The organism is Alteromonas sp. KUL150 (assembly GCF_009811475.1).
GTDB lineage: Bacteria > Pseudomonadota > Gammaproteobacteria > Enterobacterales > Alteromonadaceae > Alteromonas > Alteromonas gracilis.
Genome location: NZ_BLIJ01000045.1, coordinates 1 through 16,548, shown reverse-complemented (window position 1 = coordinate 16,548; position 16,548 = coordinate 1). Strand labels below are relative to the sequence as shown.

Sequence of the window (16,548 nt, the reverse complement as noted above, 5' to 3'; positions counted from 1 at the left end):
TATGTTTTTAGACATTGCTTTCTATGCCATGCTGTTGATTGGTGAGTCATCTGAGTTAAGCTTACCGATAAATAATGACGATGGTATTAGAAACCCTCATCTTTGTGCGGAAAAAATAAATGACGGGCATGGCGACCTCTTAACTTCAAAAGTAATGTTGAGAGGGAAATGTGAAGGAAATGGGCAGAGTGCGAGTATAACCCAAATAGGTAACCGAAACGCACTCCAATTTTTGGCTGAGGGAGCGAGTTTAGGTTCAAAAGTATCAAGAACAGAACTAGCTCTAACATCTATGAATTTAGAGTTTAAGAAACCTGTAGCTATCACGTTCGACTTAATGATTCCTTCAAGTGCTGATGTAACCAATGGCTTTTATTATCTTATGCAGTTTTGGCAGTGTTCGCCTTTTTCACCACTTGGTGGAATTCGAGTGGTAAGAGGCAGTAGTCACAAAATTAACTTTATGACTAGAGGCGATAAAAGCGAAGTAGGCTCAAGTTTTTATTCTTTGGAACTTAGGCCGGGAGAGTGGACTACATTAGAGCTTCGGTTAAACGTGTCTCCTGAAGATGAGTCTTCATATTTTGAGGTTTGGAGCCAAGGGACGTTAGTTGGTAAGCGCACGGGGCCATTTGGTTTTAGTAGCAAGTTCTCTTGTAAAGGAAACTCTAAAGCTCCTGAGCATTTTCGATTGAAGTTCGGAATATATAAAGAATACGAGGATAAGAAGAGCTTTGAGGTATTTTTTGATAATATCCATCTTAAAGTTCCTCCATCTAAATAAGCTTATGTATAAAGTAAGTTTGAAGTGCATGATAGGGTAATGGATGCTTTCAATTTATAACGCACTAGAAATTAATAGTTTCAAATCACCTTTTGTATTTGGTTCTTTAAATGTAACAGATAGTTGTATTGGCAATCGCTCTATATGCGAAGCTAAATTAATCCCCAACCATTACAAACGAGGTATGAGAACGTGGTGGACGAGAAGATCTCAAGGTGTGTTCGACAAAGATGGTAATCACTTAGAGGCACTTTCTGATATTCGTTCTGAGCGAAGAATTTGGTGGCCGAACGAAGAAACGTACTCCACTTTATCTACAGCGCAATTCGAACGTTATGATGAAGCATTTTACGGTGGGACGATTTACGACCATTTTGGTCACTTTCTCTTGGATTCGCTATCAAGACTATATCCAATATTGAACGAAGTTAGAGCTAGCAATTCGCCTATTTTATTTCACTATCCTTTAGATTCGCTTGACCGAGAAAAAGTGCTAAACAGCTACGTAGGAGAGTTTTTGGCGATACTCGGCTTAGCGCATGAAAAAATTGTTTTCATAGACAAGCCCTTATTGGTTAGCAAGCTTTACTACCACGGGGCCACGTTCAGCGATGCTAATTTTGTCACAGATTCCATAAAGTCATCCTACCCATGTCTTAGTCAAAAACCTAAGGTCGCGAAAAGAGGCTTTATTTCCAAAAGTAAGCTTCAAGCGGGGACGGGCTTCACTTCTCAAGGTGAAGAAATTGATGAAATCTTCGAAAGTTTAGGGTTTGATATCATCTATCCTGAAAGCATTCCACTACAAGACCAAATAGATATAATGCAAAGTTATGACGTTCTTTTAGGTTTTCCATCTTCTTTCTTCCACCTTAAACTGTTTTGCAAAGAGGGTGCTAAGTTGCTAATAATGTTTCCAGAAATTGATGAATTTTTGCATACTAATTTTTTAAATATAGATGTGGGTGCTGAATTCTACGATTCTTATATCCCTCTTGCAGCTGAAACAGCAGATGCCCCGCCAGGTTTTGCCAAAGGTTTTAAACTTGAGCTTTCTCAGATTTATGAGATAGCAAGGCTATTCTGTTAACATGCAGCATCGCTGCTTTATAAAAGTTAAGTGGTTACAAACAGGTAATGAAAAATGACTAGAAAAGGAATAATACTAGCTGGCGGATCTGGCACACGTTTGCACCCGTTAACTAAAGTGGTGAGTAAGCAGCTTATGCCTGTTTACGACAAGCCGATGATTTTTTATCCATTAACAACGTTAATGATGTCGGGCATTCGTGATGTACTCATTATCACCACGCCTGAAGAGCAGCAGCGGTTTGTCGACCTTATAGGTGATGGCTCTGCGTTAGGAATGAATATTCAATACGCGGTTCAACCGTCACCAGATGGCTTGGCGCAGGCTTTCCTAATTGGTGAAGAATTTATTGGAAATAATAGCTGTTCACTTGTTCTTGGCGACAATATTTATTACGGCCACGATTTAAAACTCTCTTTACAGAATGCCTATAAGCAAGAGCACGGTGCTACTGTGTTTGGTTACCATGTAAACGACCCAGAACGTTATGGTGTAGTAGAGTTTGACGATAACTGGAATGCACTTTCCATTGAAGAAAAGCCAGCTGTTCCTAAATCAAACTATGCCGTAACCGGTCTTTACTACTATGATAACCGCGTAGTAGATTTTGCTAAAGAAGTGAAGCCTTCACATCGTGGTGAATTAGAAATTACCGACCTTAATAATTTATACCTTCAAGATGGCTCGCTTAAAGTAGAGCTAATGGGGCGCGGTTCAGCATGGTTGGATACAGGTACGCTTGATTCTTTGCTCGATGCTGCAAACTTCGTTGCGGCTATAGAAAAACGCCAGGGCTTAAAAGTATGTTGCCCTGAAGAAGTGGCTTACAGAATGGGCTATATCAACGCTGAGCAACTCGAAAAATTAGCGGCACCACTTAAGAAAAGTGGTTATGGTGATTACCTCTTAAAAGTTCTCAAAGACAAAGTGAAAGTTTAATTTCGCAGTTTATAGAAGGTGGCACTGCCACCTTTTCATATTTATATGCAAGTTCGTACGGAAAGTAAATGCAAGTAATTAAAACAAACATCCCTGACGTCAAAATTATAGAACCAAAGGTATTTGGTGATGAGCGCGGTTTTTTTCTAGAAACTTTTCGCACTGACTGGTTCAAAAAAGAATGTGCAGATGTAGATTTTGTTCAGGATAACCACTCAAAATCTAGCCAAGGTATTCTTCGCGGTCTTCATTATCAAATGGAACAAACCCAAGGCAAATTAGTACGTGTAGTTAGCGGCGAAGTGTACGACGTGGCTGTAGATATGCGCAAAGACTCACCCACTTACGGAAAGTGGGTTGGGGTTACATTGTCTGCTGAAAACAAGCGTCAGTTGTGGGTTCCTGCAGGCTTTGCCCACGGTTTCTACGTAACCAGCGAATCTGCAGAGTTTGTGTATAAGTGCACAGACTATTATCACCCAGAATCTGAAATTTCGGTTAAGTACGATGACCCTGCGTTGAATATCGACTGGCCGTTAGTCAATGGCGAAAAGCCTTCTTTATCAGGTAAGGATGAAGCTGGTTTAGCCTTTGTAGATGCACCTACGTTTTAATAATTACCGAATTTTTATCGAGTACTAGCAGTTAATGAATATTGTAATTATAGGTAAGTCTGGACAGCTAGCGTCTGAGCTTTCTCGTGAGCTGGAAAATAGCGAGCACAACGTTATGTATTTAGGGCGCGATGATGTTGATATTACGAACTCTTCTGATATTGAAGAGAAACTATCAACCTTAAAAGCGGATGTTTTAATAAACGCTTCGGCATATACAGCGGTAGATAAAGCAGAAGAAGATACCGAAGCGTGCAAAGCTATCAACACGCTTGCTGTTAAGAACTTAGCAAACTTCTGCAAAGCTAACAGCGTGTTTATGGTGCATGTGTCGACTGACTATGTGTTTAACGGTCATAAAGGTTCGCCTTATTTAACAGACGACCCCATTGAGCCGCAGGGCGCTTACGGAAAAACAAAAGCTGATGGCGAAAAAGCCTTAATTGAGATACTACCCGAAGCAAGTTGTTTGATTAGAACTGCTTGGGTGTATTCGTCTCACGGCAATAACTTTGTTAAGACCATGCTGCGCTTAATGGCTGAAAAACCTCAGTTGGGCGTAATAGACGACCAAATAGGTACGCCAACGTGGGCAAAAGGATTGGCTGAAGCTTGTGTGTCAGCTGCTGAAAATAAAACAGCCGGTGTTTACCACTGGACCGATGAAGGTGTAGCAAGCTGGTACGATTTTGCATTAGCTATTCAAGAGTTGGGCATTGAGAAAGGACTGCTAGACAAATCAATCCCAGTATTGCCAATTCCTTCTAGCCAGTACCCAACACCAGCTAAGCGCCCTCATTACAGCGTGCTAGATAAACAATCTGCTCGAGAAGCGTTTGCAACATGCAAGCCTACGCACTGGCGTAAGCAATTGTCCGCTATGCTTGATGAATTAAAAGCCTAACCAGTAAGAACAGAATGATATTTTGGTAAAAGAAAATGAGTAAAACAATTTTAGTTACAGGTGGCGCGGGTTTTATTGGCTCAGCCGTGGTTCGCCACCTTATAAACGATACCGACCACACTGTGGTTAATTTAGATAAGCTAACTTACGCGGGTAACCTAGAATCTTTAACGTCAGTCTCAGACAGCGACCGTTACAGTTTTGAGCAAGTTGATATTTGTGATGCTGATGAAGTAAAGCGCGTGTTCAACACGCACCAGCCAGATATCATTATGCACCTTGCGGCTGAATCTCATGTAGACCGTTCAATTGATGGTCCAGGCGAGTTTATTCAAACTAATGTAGTTGGCACATATACCTTGCTTGAACAAGCAAGAGCATACTGGTCTAAACTTGAAGGCGATAAAAAAGCCGGGTTTAAGTTCCACCACATTTCTACTGACGAAGTATACGGCGATCTTCCTCACCCGGACGAAGTAGAGCCAGGAACTGAGCTTCCATTGTTTACAGAAACTACACCGTATGCACCAAGCTCGCCATACTCAGCAAGTAAAGCAAGCTCAGATCAGCTAGTGCGTTCGTGGCTTCGCACCTATAAGTTGCCGACACTTGTAACTAACTGCTCAAATAATTACGGCCCGTACCACTTCCCAGAAAAGCTTATTCCATTAGTTATTCTAAATGCACTAGCTGGAAAGCCGTTGCCTGTATATGGCAAAGGTAACCAAATTCGTGATTGGTTGTATGTTGAAGATCACGCGCGAGCGTTGGTCGTTGTAGCGATTAACGGCGAGATTGGTGAGACCTATAACATTGGTGGCCATAACGAAAAGCAGAATATTGAAGTGGTGCAAACCATTTGCTCAATTTTGGATGAAGTTAAGTCGAAAGATAGCAAGTACGCCGAGCAGATCACATACGTACAAGATCGCCCCGGCCACGACATGCGCTATGCCATTGACGCTAGCAAAATTGAGCGTGAGCTAGGATGGAAGCCACAAGAAACCTTCGAAAGTGGTATTCGTAAAACCGTTGAATGGTATTTAGCGAATGAAGGCTGGTGGAAAGCGGTTCTTGACGGTAGTTACCAAGGTGAGCGCTTAGGTACCGGAAGCTAATACCCATACAAATCTACAAGTGTTAAACTAGAAAGCCGCTTTCACATAAAGCGGCTTTCTTTATTTTTAAGGCACTAAATCGTCTACATGAAAAAAATTGCTATGCGGTCAGTACGTGCCGCCCTTCAACTTATTCCTAAAAATTTAAAAGACAAGCTTAAGCAAAACGAACGTTTAACCGGTTTGTACGTTCGGTCGGTGAGAAAGTCTGGACTATTTTTCGATGCCCCAACGCCCAAGCAGACGCAGGCGCTATACAATCACTGGCTTGAAGTAAATAAGTCTACTTTTTCAACGTCAGCAGCTAAGGTAGATGGGTGGCAAGCGATAATATTTGGCACCGACAGCCAAGGCATAACGGAAGAACAACTTAAGTCTCTTGGTGTTGGTGCTTGCTTAATAGTAGGTGAATCGGATCTAGATGTATTAGAAAAGCAAATTGCTCAACTTGATAACCAGTTTCCCACGTTATTGCTAAACGGTGGTGATTCATTAAAGAAATCAGCTGTTAGCCATCTATATGATGCGTTGAAAGAAAGCGACGTAGTTTATTGTGATACTGATGAAGTTGATAATGATGGAGCTAAATCATCACCAAGATTTCTTCCGAGTTGGAACCCTGAGCTTCAATACTCTACGGCCTACATCAATAGTGGTGTAATGCTTAAAACTTCGTTACTAAAGTCGCTACACATTTCTAATCAAACAACAATCGCCGAGCTAATTACAGCGCTATCTTTAACTAAAAAGGACTTGTTAATTAATCATAAGCCGTTGCCGTTGGTGCATCTCTCATCTGTAAAAGAGAACGGGCTTAATACGCTCAAACGTGTAAAAAAAGTGATAGAAAGTCACACTAGTGCTGTAGTCGACTCAGATGAAAAGTTTATCGTGAACCGACTTTGTTGGCCCAATAGTAATCCCTTGGTAAGCCTGATCATTCCCACCAAAAATGGGAAAGCCTTGGTGAAAGCATGCATCGAGTCAATTTTAGAAAAAACAACATATCAAAATTACGAAATATTACTCATTGATAACGGCTCAGACGAACAAGAAAGCATAGAGTACTTTAAGTACTTAGATACTCTGGATAAAGTAAGAGTTCTTAAATATCCAGCACCATTTAATTATTCTGCCATTAACAACTTCGGTGTTGAACATGCAAAAGGCTCCATCCTTGGGCTAGTTAATAACGATATTGAGGTTATATCGCCAGATTGGCTTAATTATATGGTGGGTCATGCAGAGCGCGAAGATGTTGGCTGTGTTGGTGCAAAGCTGCTTTATTCTGATACAAGGATACAGCATGCTGGTGTTGTTTTAGGCTATGGTGGTGGCGCAGGCCATGCTCATAAGAACTTTCCTCGATTTCATAAGGGTTACTTAAATAGAATTGTTGCAACAAACAACTACAGTGCCGTCACCGCAGCTTGCTTGTTAGTTAAACGCACGCATTTCAATGAGGTAAATGGTTTGAATGAAAAGGCTCTTTCCGTTGCCTTTAACGATGTGGATTTTTGTTTAAAGGTTAAAGGCCTAGGCGTTAATAATGTTTACTGTGCAGAAGCAGAGCTTTTCCATCATGAATCGGTCAGCAGAGGCTTAGATATCTCACCTGAAAAAGCGGCGCGTTTTAGTCGCGAATTAGCTTACCTTCAATCAACGTGGAGTAACTTCATAGCAAATGATCCAGCTTACAATCCGAATTTAACGCTAAAGCGTGAGAACTTTTCGATAAGAAGCGCGGTAGAATTGAAAGGCTAACGCATAAGGCATAATTGATGCATAGTGCATCAAACAGAGCTTTGATACACTACTTAAAGAATTAGGCGAGTTAGCCGTAGTATTCATCATTGTTTAAAATTACTATGCAATGATAGTAATGAAGCTTTCGTAAATTATTTGTACAAAACTGGAGAGAATTTAAATGGATAGTACTATGCAGAAGCTTAAAATAGCTGTAGCAGGCACAGGCTATGTAGGGCTTTCAAATGCAGTGCTACTTGCACAACACAATGAAGTGAAAGCGGTCGACTTAGTGGCTGAAAAAGTCGAGATGCTTAACAATAAAAAGTCTCCAATTGAAGACAAGGAGATCTCAGAGTATCTAACGACTAAAGAGCTTAATCTCGAAGCAACGCTAGATGCTCAAGAAGCGTACAAAGATGCTGATTATGTCATTATCGCTACTCCCACGGATTATGACCCACAAACAAACTACTTCAACACAGGTAGTGTAGAAGCAGTTATCAAAACGGTAATGGAAATCAACCCAAATGCTGTGATGATTGTTAAATCGACCGTGCCAGTAGGCTTCACTAAAGACGCAAAAGCACGTTTTGGTACTGAAAACCTAATCTTCTCCCCAGAGTTCTTACGTGAAGGTAAGGCACTTTACGACAACCTTTATCCTAGCCGTATCATTGTGGGCGAGCGTAGTGAGCGTGCAGAAGTATTCGCTAAGTTACTTCAGCAAGGCGCTATAAAAGAAGATATCGACGTATTGTTTACCGACAGTACTGAAGCTGAAGCGATTAAGCTATTCGCCAACACGTACTTAGCTATGCGTGTGGCTTATTTTAATGAGTTGGATAGCTATGCAGAACGAAACGGCTTAGATACAAAACAGATTATTGAAGGTGTAGGTTTAGACCCACGCATTGGTAAGCACTATAACAACCCAAGCTTCGGTTACGGCGGTTATTGCTTACCTAAAGACACCAAGCAGTTACTGGCTAACTACAGTGAAGTGCCAAATAACATGATTCAGGCCATTGTAGATGCTAACCGCACCCGTAAAGATTTTATTGCTGATTCAATTGTAAGCCGTGGCCCCAAGATTGTTGGTATATACCGTCTTATCATGAAGACCGGTTCAGACAATTTCCGCGCCAGTGCGATTCAAGGCATCATGAAGCGTATAAAGGCGAAAGGCATTGAGGTTGTGGTATACGAGCCAGTACTTAAAGAAGATGACTTCTTTAACTCGCGCGTCGTAAACGACCTAGAAGAGTTTAAGAAAATCTCTGACGTTATCGTAGCAAACCGTGTAACCGGTGATATCGAAGACGTACTCGATAAAGTTTACAGCCGCGACTTGTTCAACGCCGACTAACTTAAGAATTGAGATTGCGAAAAGCATCAGTCTTTTCGCAATCCAACCTCACAAAAAAGCTTCCCAAACCCCCAAAATCAAAATAAACTCTCGCCAATTCAACCCCTGCCATCAAGCCTCAAGCTTACTCATATCCGGCGGGGAAGAAGCATGCTTTAAAATATTGGGGTCAGAGTACATTCCTCTCTCCAATGCAATCTGTGTAATTGGTTACCAAAACCAGTAAACAGAGTGATGCGTTCATGCTACCTATCATATAAACCCGCATGAACATGTTTTTGTTTTAGTTTGCTTTTTAGCGGAGTCATTATGAATAGGCTGCGTGAGCTGTCCAGCCAAGTGATGGATGTTTACCAATCTCTTTCTCAAGAATTTAGTGCGTTCCAATCTAATCAGTCTCTCAATTGTGTAGAAAAATGTGGTGCGTGTTGCAATAAGCCCGACATTGAAGTGTCGCCACTAGAAATGTTGCCTTTTGCGTTGCACCTGTTTGATACGGGGCAGGCCGAACAAGTGTTCGATGAACTTGAAAGCTACAGCGGCTTTGCTTGTAAGCAATATCAGCGCTTAAGTTTAGATGGTTCAGAAGGTTATTGCGGTATTTACGAGTATCGCCCTGGTATTTGTCGTATGTTCGGCGCGGCTGGCTATAAAACGAAGTCCGGCGAGGCAACGCTTTCGGTATGTAAAACCATTAAGCAGGCAGTACCTGAAAAGTATGCGGCTTCGCTAATTGCCATACAGCCACAGCGCTCAGACGCAATCGAACAACCGTTAATAGGCGATATCGCTGCAAATAATGCAGGACAATCTACAGCCATTAAGCCGCCTATGATCGCAGAAGGTAGACAGAAGCTCGCTCAACTTGACTACGAGTTAGGCGATAAGCTTATGCCGATAAACGATGCGCTTCGCTTCATGTTAGAAAAGATACTAACGCTTAGCTTCTATTCACAAGATATAGATGATGGCGTTGCGGCTTAATAAACGCAGGGCAGTGTGGTTATTCCGCGTCTGTTGTTAAAGCGTGTTCTGTATACCTCAATGTTATCCCCTGCAATACAAAATGCGATAGCGAGATACCCAAGTTTAAAGGTAGATAAACAGCGAATGTCATATCATCCATAAAATACTGGGGAATAGGATGTCTTCGAAATGGATAAGAAAGTCGTTGATCGTGAGTGTTTCGAGGTGGTCGAGACGCTCGCTGAAAATGCATACATTGGTCGCGGACGTTTCGACTGGTCGAAGGTTAAGAAGGAAGCGCATCGCTTGCTTGACGAGCGCTTCGGTGAATCACAAGTAGAGCTTTGCGTGGAAAAATGTAAAGGCTAAGCTAGTTACTGAAAATCTCTTTTGCTGAGCCAATGATATGCTCACTAAGCGTGTACTCTGCGCGGCTTTTGCCTGTAATTGCGTAATATCGTTCACTCAAAGCCTCTGATTTGCCAATACAATGCACATCGTATTGTTTTTCTACATGCTCGGCTATCGCCGAAGGGGCGCAAAATACACCAAAGTTCTCGCTACCAAATAGTTTTAAAAGGGCACTATCGTCGAACTCTGCAACAATTTTGGGGTACAGTTGCTCTGTTGCTAGCCAGCTGGATAGGGCGTGTCTAATACCCGAGGTGTTACCCTGCATTAAAAGTGGCATGTGGTTTAGGCAGTCAGGAAAGCGTTGGTTGGCTGAAAGTGGTTGCTTGGCAAAAAAGCTTAGCGAACTTTCACCAAGGAAGTAGCTGTTTGCGTTTACTTGGGTGCCCGGAGCAATTCCTCTGTCAGCCACAATGAAATCGACAGCGTTAATGGCCAGTTCTTTTAACAGTCCATCGAAGCTATCTTCTCTTATCACAAACCTCACATTGGCAAATTTACGCATGGTATCGTGCACAAAATCGTAAAAAAGCACTTTTGGAATACCATTTGTAATACCTATTACAAATTCTTTCGTATTCACTTCATCGCTATTGTTAAGTATTTCAGCCAGTTGATTACCCTTGTGAAATATTTCACTGGCATACTGGTACGTCACTTTGCCTTTCGCGTTTAGGTATAGTCGTTTGTTTATTCTATCGAATAAGGAGTAACCAAGCTGACTTTCAAAAGTACTCAGTTGCCCGCTCACTGTTTGAGGAGTAACGTGAAGTAATTTTGCTGCTTTTGCGATACTGCCTTCGCGTGCAACAAGATAAAAATAATATAGATGATGATAGTTTAGATGATGCATACTTTAATCAGGTACTCGATTATTGAAGTATTTGAAGGCAGAAATGTACTCTGACCCCATTATTTGCAAACGCAACTATTTTCGATGAAGTATGAAGAATATAACAGATTTATTCTAAGTTACTAATGCAATACACTACATATCGTTGCTTTGAAATTGTACAAGCAGCGCGTTTCTCAAGTTTTTAAGCTAGCGGTATTTTGAAGACATAACTATGGCAAAACCAATAGATTTACGTAAAACGCGAAAGACTCTATTTTCTCTACTCAGGCCCGAGGCTGGCTTTTTTTGGGTTGCTATTGCCTATGGCGTTGCAATCAGTTTAATGACGCTCGCGGTGCCTATTGCGGTTCAAACCTTAATTAACAGTATCGCGAATATAGGCTCTACCCGTGCGGTAGTTATTTTGGCCGTTGTACTATTTCTTACTTTATTTATATCTGGTGTGTTTAGTGCGCTTCGCATGCGGGTTATGGAGTTTTACGAGCGAAAGGTTTATGCACGGCTAACGGCCGACCTAGGCCTTAAAACCATACTAGCACCGCACAGCTTTTTTGAAGGGCGTCAAAACGTGAGTATCACACAGCGGTATTTTGACATCATGACGTTTCAAAAGAACATGCCGTCTTTGATGATAGATGGTTTTGCGTTGGTACTTCAGATGCTGGTGGGTTTTACCCTGGTGTCGTTTTATCATCCCGCATTGTTTGCATTTAACGTGGTGCTGCTACTCACCATGTATGCCGTATGGAAACTGTGGGGCCGCGGCGCTAAACGCACGGCCATCGAACTTTCTCACGCTAAATATGATTCTGCTAAATGGCTACACGACATTGCCATTGCCCACGAGTTTTTCAAATCGGCTGATCACGTTGAATATGCGGGCCGAAGCACAGAAAGCTATATCAGTAACTATGTGCAAAAGCATAAAAATCATTTCCATTATACCTTCTCACAGGTAGTGATGTTCTTGCTAATGTACGCCGTGGCGAGCGCCGCTTTGTTGGGTATTGGTGGTGTCCTCGTCGTGCAGGGAGAACTTTCAATCGGTCAGCTCGTTGCTGCAGAGCTGGTAATGTCTGCCGTATTTTTTGGGCTATCTCGTTTCACTCAATACTTGAAGCTTTATTACGAGCTATATGGCGCAGCTGAAAAGTTGGGCGGGGCTTTGGCTATGCCACAAGAAGAGCTGAATACTTCAGACCATATCCCCGCCTCTTCAAGGCTTGTATTTAACGATGTTGATTTAAAACACGGTAACGATCATTGTCTTCTTAACGTTGTTTTTGAGCCAAGCACAAAGTATTTCGTCACTACCGATAAGAGCTGGGTGCAAAAACAGCTTCTTGGTTTGCTCAAACAGTACGACCGCGTTAAGGCTGGCGATATATTACTTGGTGAATTAAGCCTAAACGACTACGACACCCATGAGCTTAGACAAGCGGTGACGATATTAGACCGTTCGTTAATCATTGAGGTTTCTATAGAGCGTTATCTAAAGCTGGCTAACCCACAAGCAAGTATTGCTGATATTCGAGCCGCGCTTACAGAGGTAGAGATGATAAAGGTTATCGATAGTCTGCCAGACGGGCTTCAAACCAAAGTGTCTGTATTGGGTGCTCCGTTGCAGCCTCTAGAGTTTTTACTACTTAAACTTGCAGCAGCCATTATTGCCAAACCAAAACTGCTTATACTCAATCAGCATTTTGATGCTATTCCCATCGAGATGCGAGAACGACTACTCAGACGCTTAGATAAATACGACTTTACCGTGATGTATTTTACTAACATACCGATACCTGATTGTTTAGATGGTGTGCTTCATTTACACGACAATGCGACCGAAGTGCTTAACGAGTATATTGAAGAGACAGCGCCAACGCGCGCAAATGTACAAAGTGACACGAGCAATAACTCGAATAACAATAAGGAGGGTGAGTAAGTGAATAACGCAGAACGTCGCTTTTTAGACAACATTACCTCATTGCCTTCTTTGAAAGTGCCAAAGCTACACAGAATAATTACGGGCATTATTATCTTCTTGGTTATTGCTGCTGGAATGATTTTGTACTTTACGCCTTGGATCCAGACTGCCTATGGTACAGGGATGGTGGACTCCCTTGATCCGAAAGACAGAACCCAACCAATTAACGCGCTTGTGGATGGGCAGGTAAAGCAATGGCATGTCAGGGAAGGGCAGCAAGTAAAAGCCGGCGAGCCTATCGTCACGCTTATTGATATTGATGCGCAGCGTCTTGAAAAACTGCAATCACAGCTTACCGCCGCTAACTCGAAGAATCTAGCTAACGAAACCGCAGTTAGAAACGCTGAGAATAACTTGGCGCGTCAGAAGTCTTTGGAAGAGCAGGGGCTGGTATCGCGAAAAGAAGTAGAGAAAGCTGAGATAAAAGTACAAGAACTGCGGGCTAAGGTGGCTGCGTCTGTTTCTGAAATCAATGAAGTAAGTATGATCTTGTCACGTCAATCTACGCAAACTAAATTTGCGCCGGTGGACGGTACTGTGGTGCGTTTATTGTCGGGTGGCGTTTCTACCTTTGTAAAGTCTGGCGATATTCTTGGGCAATTTATACCAGAAGATGCAAAGCGTAGTGTTCGCGTAACGGTAAGAGGGTTAGACGCGCCACTCGTTAAACCTGGAGCAAAGGCGCGCTTGCAATTTGAAGGCTGGCCCGTTTTTCAATTTAGCGGGTGGCCTGGCAGTGCAATTGGTACGTTCGGCGGCGAAGTGGTGTATGTAGAGCCAGTCGCGAACCCTACCGGAGATTTTAATGTGTGGATAAAGCCAGACGAATCAGATATTCCATGGCCAACGGAAAGCTCGGCCCGTTTGGGTAGTCGGGTTAAGGCATGGGTACTGTTAGAAGAAGTACGCTTGGGCTATGAGATGTGGCGTCAGCTCAATAATTTCCCTCCGTTGCCTACGCAAGATTCTACATCAGGCGGTTCGAAAAACGCTGGAGCGTCGATATGGTAGTGCGAGAGACTACAGTTATCGCTGCGGCTTTTGCATTGCTGTCTTCATTATGTTGCTTTGCTGCAAATGCGCAGTCGGCGGAAGGAAAGCAAGCGCCATCCATTGAAGTGTTTATCGATAGCATGGTGAATTACCATCCTTATGTTTTAGCGATTAATGAAGGTAATTATCAAGCCGCCGCAGAACTTGAAATAGCAAGAAGCAGCTTCGACCCTTTTATTGAACAAAAAACGAAAAGTCGTGTTTCAGGTTATTACGACGGCACAAACTTAACCCAGCGGTTTACTAACCCTATAGAGGATTACAACGCCTCTGTGTTTGGTGAGTATCGCATTGCAGCTGGAGACTTTCCTGCTTATGAAGGTGATTACGACACGCTATCTGGCGGCGAAGCAAGTGTTGGTATTGCAATGTCTTTGTTACAAAACCGTGAGATAGATAAGCGCAGAACTGAGCTTAGAAATGCTGGTTTAGCTTCATCACAATGGCAAGCACTGGCCACTAGCCTCATCAATGACTTTGTATATAAAGGCGTAAGTGAGTACATAGCATGGTACGAGAGCGCATTACAGATACAGGCGGTTTCTGAGCTGTTAGCTACCGCGTCAGAGCGGGAAAAGGCATTGGTCACACGTGTAGAAAAAGGTGACTTGGCCAATATTGTACTAACAGAGTTTAAAGCAAACCTTTTACAGCAGCGTTTAACGCTAGCTGAACTTAAACAAAAAAGAGACATGCATGCGCAGATGCTATCGTTTTATTGGCGCTCATCAAACGGCGACATGATTGCGCTTGATAGCGATAAACTGCCAGCTGATATAGATTGGCCCTACTGGATAGGGAACGGCCAACTGGTTACCCTTCGTAATGCTTTGCGTAGTCACCCAGAATTAGACGTAATGAAGCTAGAGCAGCAGGTAGTACAAAATAAGGTAGCGCTAGCAGATAATGCACTACTCCCTAAGCTTGATCTCACCGCATCGATTGCTAGAGACGTTGGCGCAGGCTCTGAATCATTAGAAGGTACAGAAACAAAAGTTGGTTTGTCGTTTTCTTACCCACTTGGCAACAGAAAGGCGAAAGCCGAACGGGCTCAGCTACAGTCTAAGCAACGAGAGCTTTCTCATAAACTCACATCTACCGAACAATCAATAGTACAACGTTTTGAGCAAGCATTGATTTACTGGAGCCAAGCGAAAGATATCGTGGCTCTTCAAAGTGAAAACGCCGCATTAGCAAAAACCTTATCGGTGGTAGAAAAAACAAGGTTTGATGCTGGCGACAGTGATATGTTTGTTTTAAATGCGCGGGCGCAAAACGAAATTAAAGCGAAGATAAAAGAGATCAAAGCTAAGGTAGACTTATTAAAAGCAGAACTCATGCTATATAAAGAAGCGGCGTTACTTTATTCTTTCACCAATTAGCTGGTAAGTCATAGCAGTTATAAACCGGTGCATTGCTGTTTAAACTGCATAACTTAGCTAAGTTTAAACACGAAGCAGAGCAAAGAAAAACGGCGTATTGATTTCTCAATACGCCGTTTATTATATTGGCTTCTATTAGCTGATAAAGGTTAGTTAGCTACCGCACTATCAAAGTCTTCTTCAGATAAACCAGCAGACATAGCATATTCTTTCAACTTGTCGTGGGTTACCCCCGCGTGTTGTGCCGTACTTAAAATACGAATAACTTGCTCGCGCTGTTCAGATGACTCTCTTACCGCTGTTTCCACAACCGTTTGCGCTTCATTAGGAAAGACAGCTAATAGAGCATCAACCACATATTCGCCAACAAAAGGCACAGCATTAAGTGCACTTGTCATTATTTCAACGATGCGATTAGGGTGTTCTTGAGATAGCGTTTGAACAATACTGTCTGCAGCATCAGGTTGAGTTAACACGGCTACGCGAACTATTTCATCTAACTCTTCAGGCGTTGATACCGCCGCAGCGTGAACAACAAAATCTACATAGGTAGGTTCAGCCTTAATGGCTAACTGAACGATGTTAGGGCAACTGCTTACTTCCTTTTCTATGGCAAGCTGAACAATTTCTTCGGTAGAAGAAGGCTGAGCTGATATAGCTGCGAAAATGATTTCCCTATATTTGTCAGGGTAAGTGTCTAGTGCAATGTCGACGATAGACACAATTTCTTGGGGATAGTGACCAGCGATGGAACTAATAGCACGTCCGACCGACATGGTTTGATCGACTTGACGTTTTAGAAAGGCTGTTTGAAAGCGATTCGACTCTTCAACGGATTTTTCTACGCTCGCTGAAGTGGATGGCTGAATAGCTTCATTAGATGAAGCGTCTTGCGCCATTGCCACATAACTAACTTGAGAAGCTAGTAGTGCTGCTGATAGCAATGTAAGAGTTCGTAACATAACCCACCTTTATAATTATTGCGTAGTCAATTTCTGACACTACCAGTATTAATACATTTATAAAGAACGCAAAGCATAGGTCATTTACGCTTATATACATTCTTATACGTATTCCCTTACGCAAGCTTAATTATTTATCTCGAACATCAAGCGCTAATATATTAACGGCAGGATCAAATACTACTTTAAGGACGACTACTTTATAGGATCTGAACCACCATCCTATTAGTAATTAGTCCATATTGTCTACTATTTATCACATTTGAATGAAAAATAGCCGGTTAGTTCAGTTTTTTCATCTTTTTTAAAATAAGTGTTGACGTGAGCGCTCATTTCCCTAAAATGCGCATCCGCTTCGGGGGAAAAGCAAAAC

At 42.3% G+C, this 16,548-nt stretch carries 15 protein-coding genes; 13 read left to right on the top strand and 2 right to left on the bottom strand.

Annotated features, from left to right (window positions below):
* Position 1: 1 nt before the first annotated feature.
* The 10 genes from GVO62_RS10645 to GVO62_RS10600 all read left to right on the top strand — a co-directional run bounded on the left by GVO62_RS10645 (position 2) and on the right by GVO62_RS10600 (position 9,899).
* A complete protein-coding gene (locus GVO62_RS10645) occupies positions 2–784 on the top strand; it encodes a heparin lyase I family protein (protein WP_159119215.1) in 783 nt (260 codons plus the stop codon).
* Between the two features lie 43 nt (positions 785–827).
* Entirely contained in the window at positions 828–1,874 is a 1,047-nt protein-coding gene (locus GVO62_RS10640; RefSeq protein WP_159119213.1) for a glycosyltransferase 61 family protein, read from the top strand.
* A gap of 54 nt (positions 1,875–1,928) precedes the next feature.
* The gene (gene rfbA / locus GVO62_RS10635; RefSeq protein WP_159119211.1) at positions 1,929–2,813 is read left to right on the top strand and encodes a glucose-1-phosphate thymidylyltransferase RfbA; all 885 of its coding nucleotides are present in this window, start codon (positions 1,929–1,931) and stop codon (positions 2,811–2,813) included.
* 68 nt (positions 2,814–2,881) lie between these two features.
* Positions 2,882–3,427 (top strand): dTDP-4-dehydrorhamnose 3,5-epimerase, encoded by a 546-nt coding sequence (gene rfbC, locus GVO62_RS10630; protein WP_159119209.1) that lies wholly within the window; start codon positions 2,882–2,884, stop codon positions 3,425–3,427.
* 34 nt (positions 3,428–3,461) lie between these two features.
* Positions 3,462–4,331: a dTDP-4-dehydrorhamnose reductase gene (gene rfbD / locus GVO62_RS10625; protein ID WP_159119207.1), complete on the top strand. Its 870-nt coding sequence runs from the start codon at positions 3,462–3,464 to the stop codon at positions 4,329–4,331.
* A gap of 35 nt (positions 4,332–4,366) precedes the next feature.
* Positions 4,367–5,449: a dTDP-glucose 4,6-dehydratase gene (rfbB, locus tag GVO62_RS10620; RefSeq protein WP_159119205.1), complete on the top strand. Its 1,083-nt coding sequence runs from the start codon at positions 4,367–4,369 to the stop codon at positions 5,447–5,449.
* Positions 5,450–5,536: 87 nt separating this feature from the next.
* Complete coding sequence (locus GVO62_RS10615) at positions 5,537–7,213, top strand: glycosyltransferase family 2 protein (RefSeq protein WP_159119203.1); 1,677 nt, start codon at positions 5,537–5,539, stop codon at positions 7,211–7,213.
* A gap of 163 nt (positions 7,214–7,376) precedes the next feature.
* On the top strand, positions 7,377–8,564 hold the full coding sequence (locus tag GVO62_RS10610) for a nucleotide sugar dehydrogenase (RefSeq protein WP_159119201.1): 1,188 nt from the start codon (positions 7,377–7,379) through the stop codon (positions 8,562–8,564).
* A gap of 309 nt (positions 8,565–8,873) precedes the next feature.
* Complete coding sequence (locus GVO62_RS10605) at positions 8,874–9,548, top strand: YkgJ family cysteine cluster protein (RefSeq protein ID WP_159119199.1); 675 nt, start codon at positions 8,874–8,876, stop codon at positions 9,546–9,548.
* 171 nt (positions 9,549–9,719) lie between these two features.
* Entirely contained in the window at positions 9,720–9,899 is a 180-nt protein-coding gene (locus tag GVO62_RS10600) for a hypothetical protein (protein ID WP_159119197.1), read from the top strand.
* 1 nt (position 9,900) lies between these two features.
* Here GVO62_RS10600 and GVO62_RS10595 read toward each other — a convergent pair whose 3' ends face one another.
* On the bottom strand, positions 9,901–10,794 hold the full coding sequence (locus tag GVO62_RS10595; RefSeq protein ID WP_159119195.1) for a LysR family transcriptional regulator: 894 nt from the start codon (positions 10,792–10,794) through the stop codon (positions 9,901–9,903).
* 214 nt (positions 10,795–11,008) lie between these two features.
* Here GVO62_RS10595 and GVO62_RS10590 point away from each other — a divergent pair, with 214 nt between their 5' ends.
* Genes GVO62_RS10590 through GVO62_RS10580 form a run of 3 tightly spaced genes read left to right on the top strand, consistent with a single transcriptional unit; the run spans position 11,009 to position 15,213 of the window.
* The gene (locus tag GVO62_RS10590; protein ID WP_159119193.1) at positions 11,009–12,736 is read left to right on the top strand and encodes an ABC transporter transmembrane domain-containing protein; all 1,728 of its coding nucleotides are present in this window, start codon (positions 11,009–11,011) and stop codon (positions 12,734–12,736) included.
* Positions 12,737–13,789: an HlyD family secretion protein gene (locus GVO62_RS10585; RefSeq protein WP_159119191.1), complete on the top strand. Its 1,053-nt coding sequence runs from the start codon at positions 12,737–12,739 to the stop codon at positions 13,787–13,789.
* Positions 13,783–15,213, top strand: a complete 1,431-nt coding sequence (locus GVO62_RS10580) for a TolC family protein (protein ID WP_236547127.1) — start codon at positions 13,783–13,785, stop codon at positions 15,211–15,213. Before GVO62_RS10585 ends, GVO62_RS10580 begins: the two co-directional genes overlap by 7 nt.
* 149 nt (positions 15,214–15,362) lie before the next feature.
* On the opposite strand, the gene GVO62_RS10575 is transcribed toward GVO62_RS10580, so the two are convergent.
* Positions 15,363–16,175 carry a hypothetical protein gene (locus GVO62_RS10575; RefSeq protein ID WP_159119189.1) on the bottom strand — a complete coding sequence of 271 codons (813 nt, stop codon included), beginning with the start codon at positions 16,173–16,175 and terminating at the stop codon, positions 15,363–15,365.
* Positions 16,176–16,548: the final 373 nt, after the last annotated feature.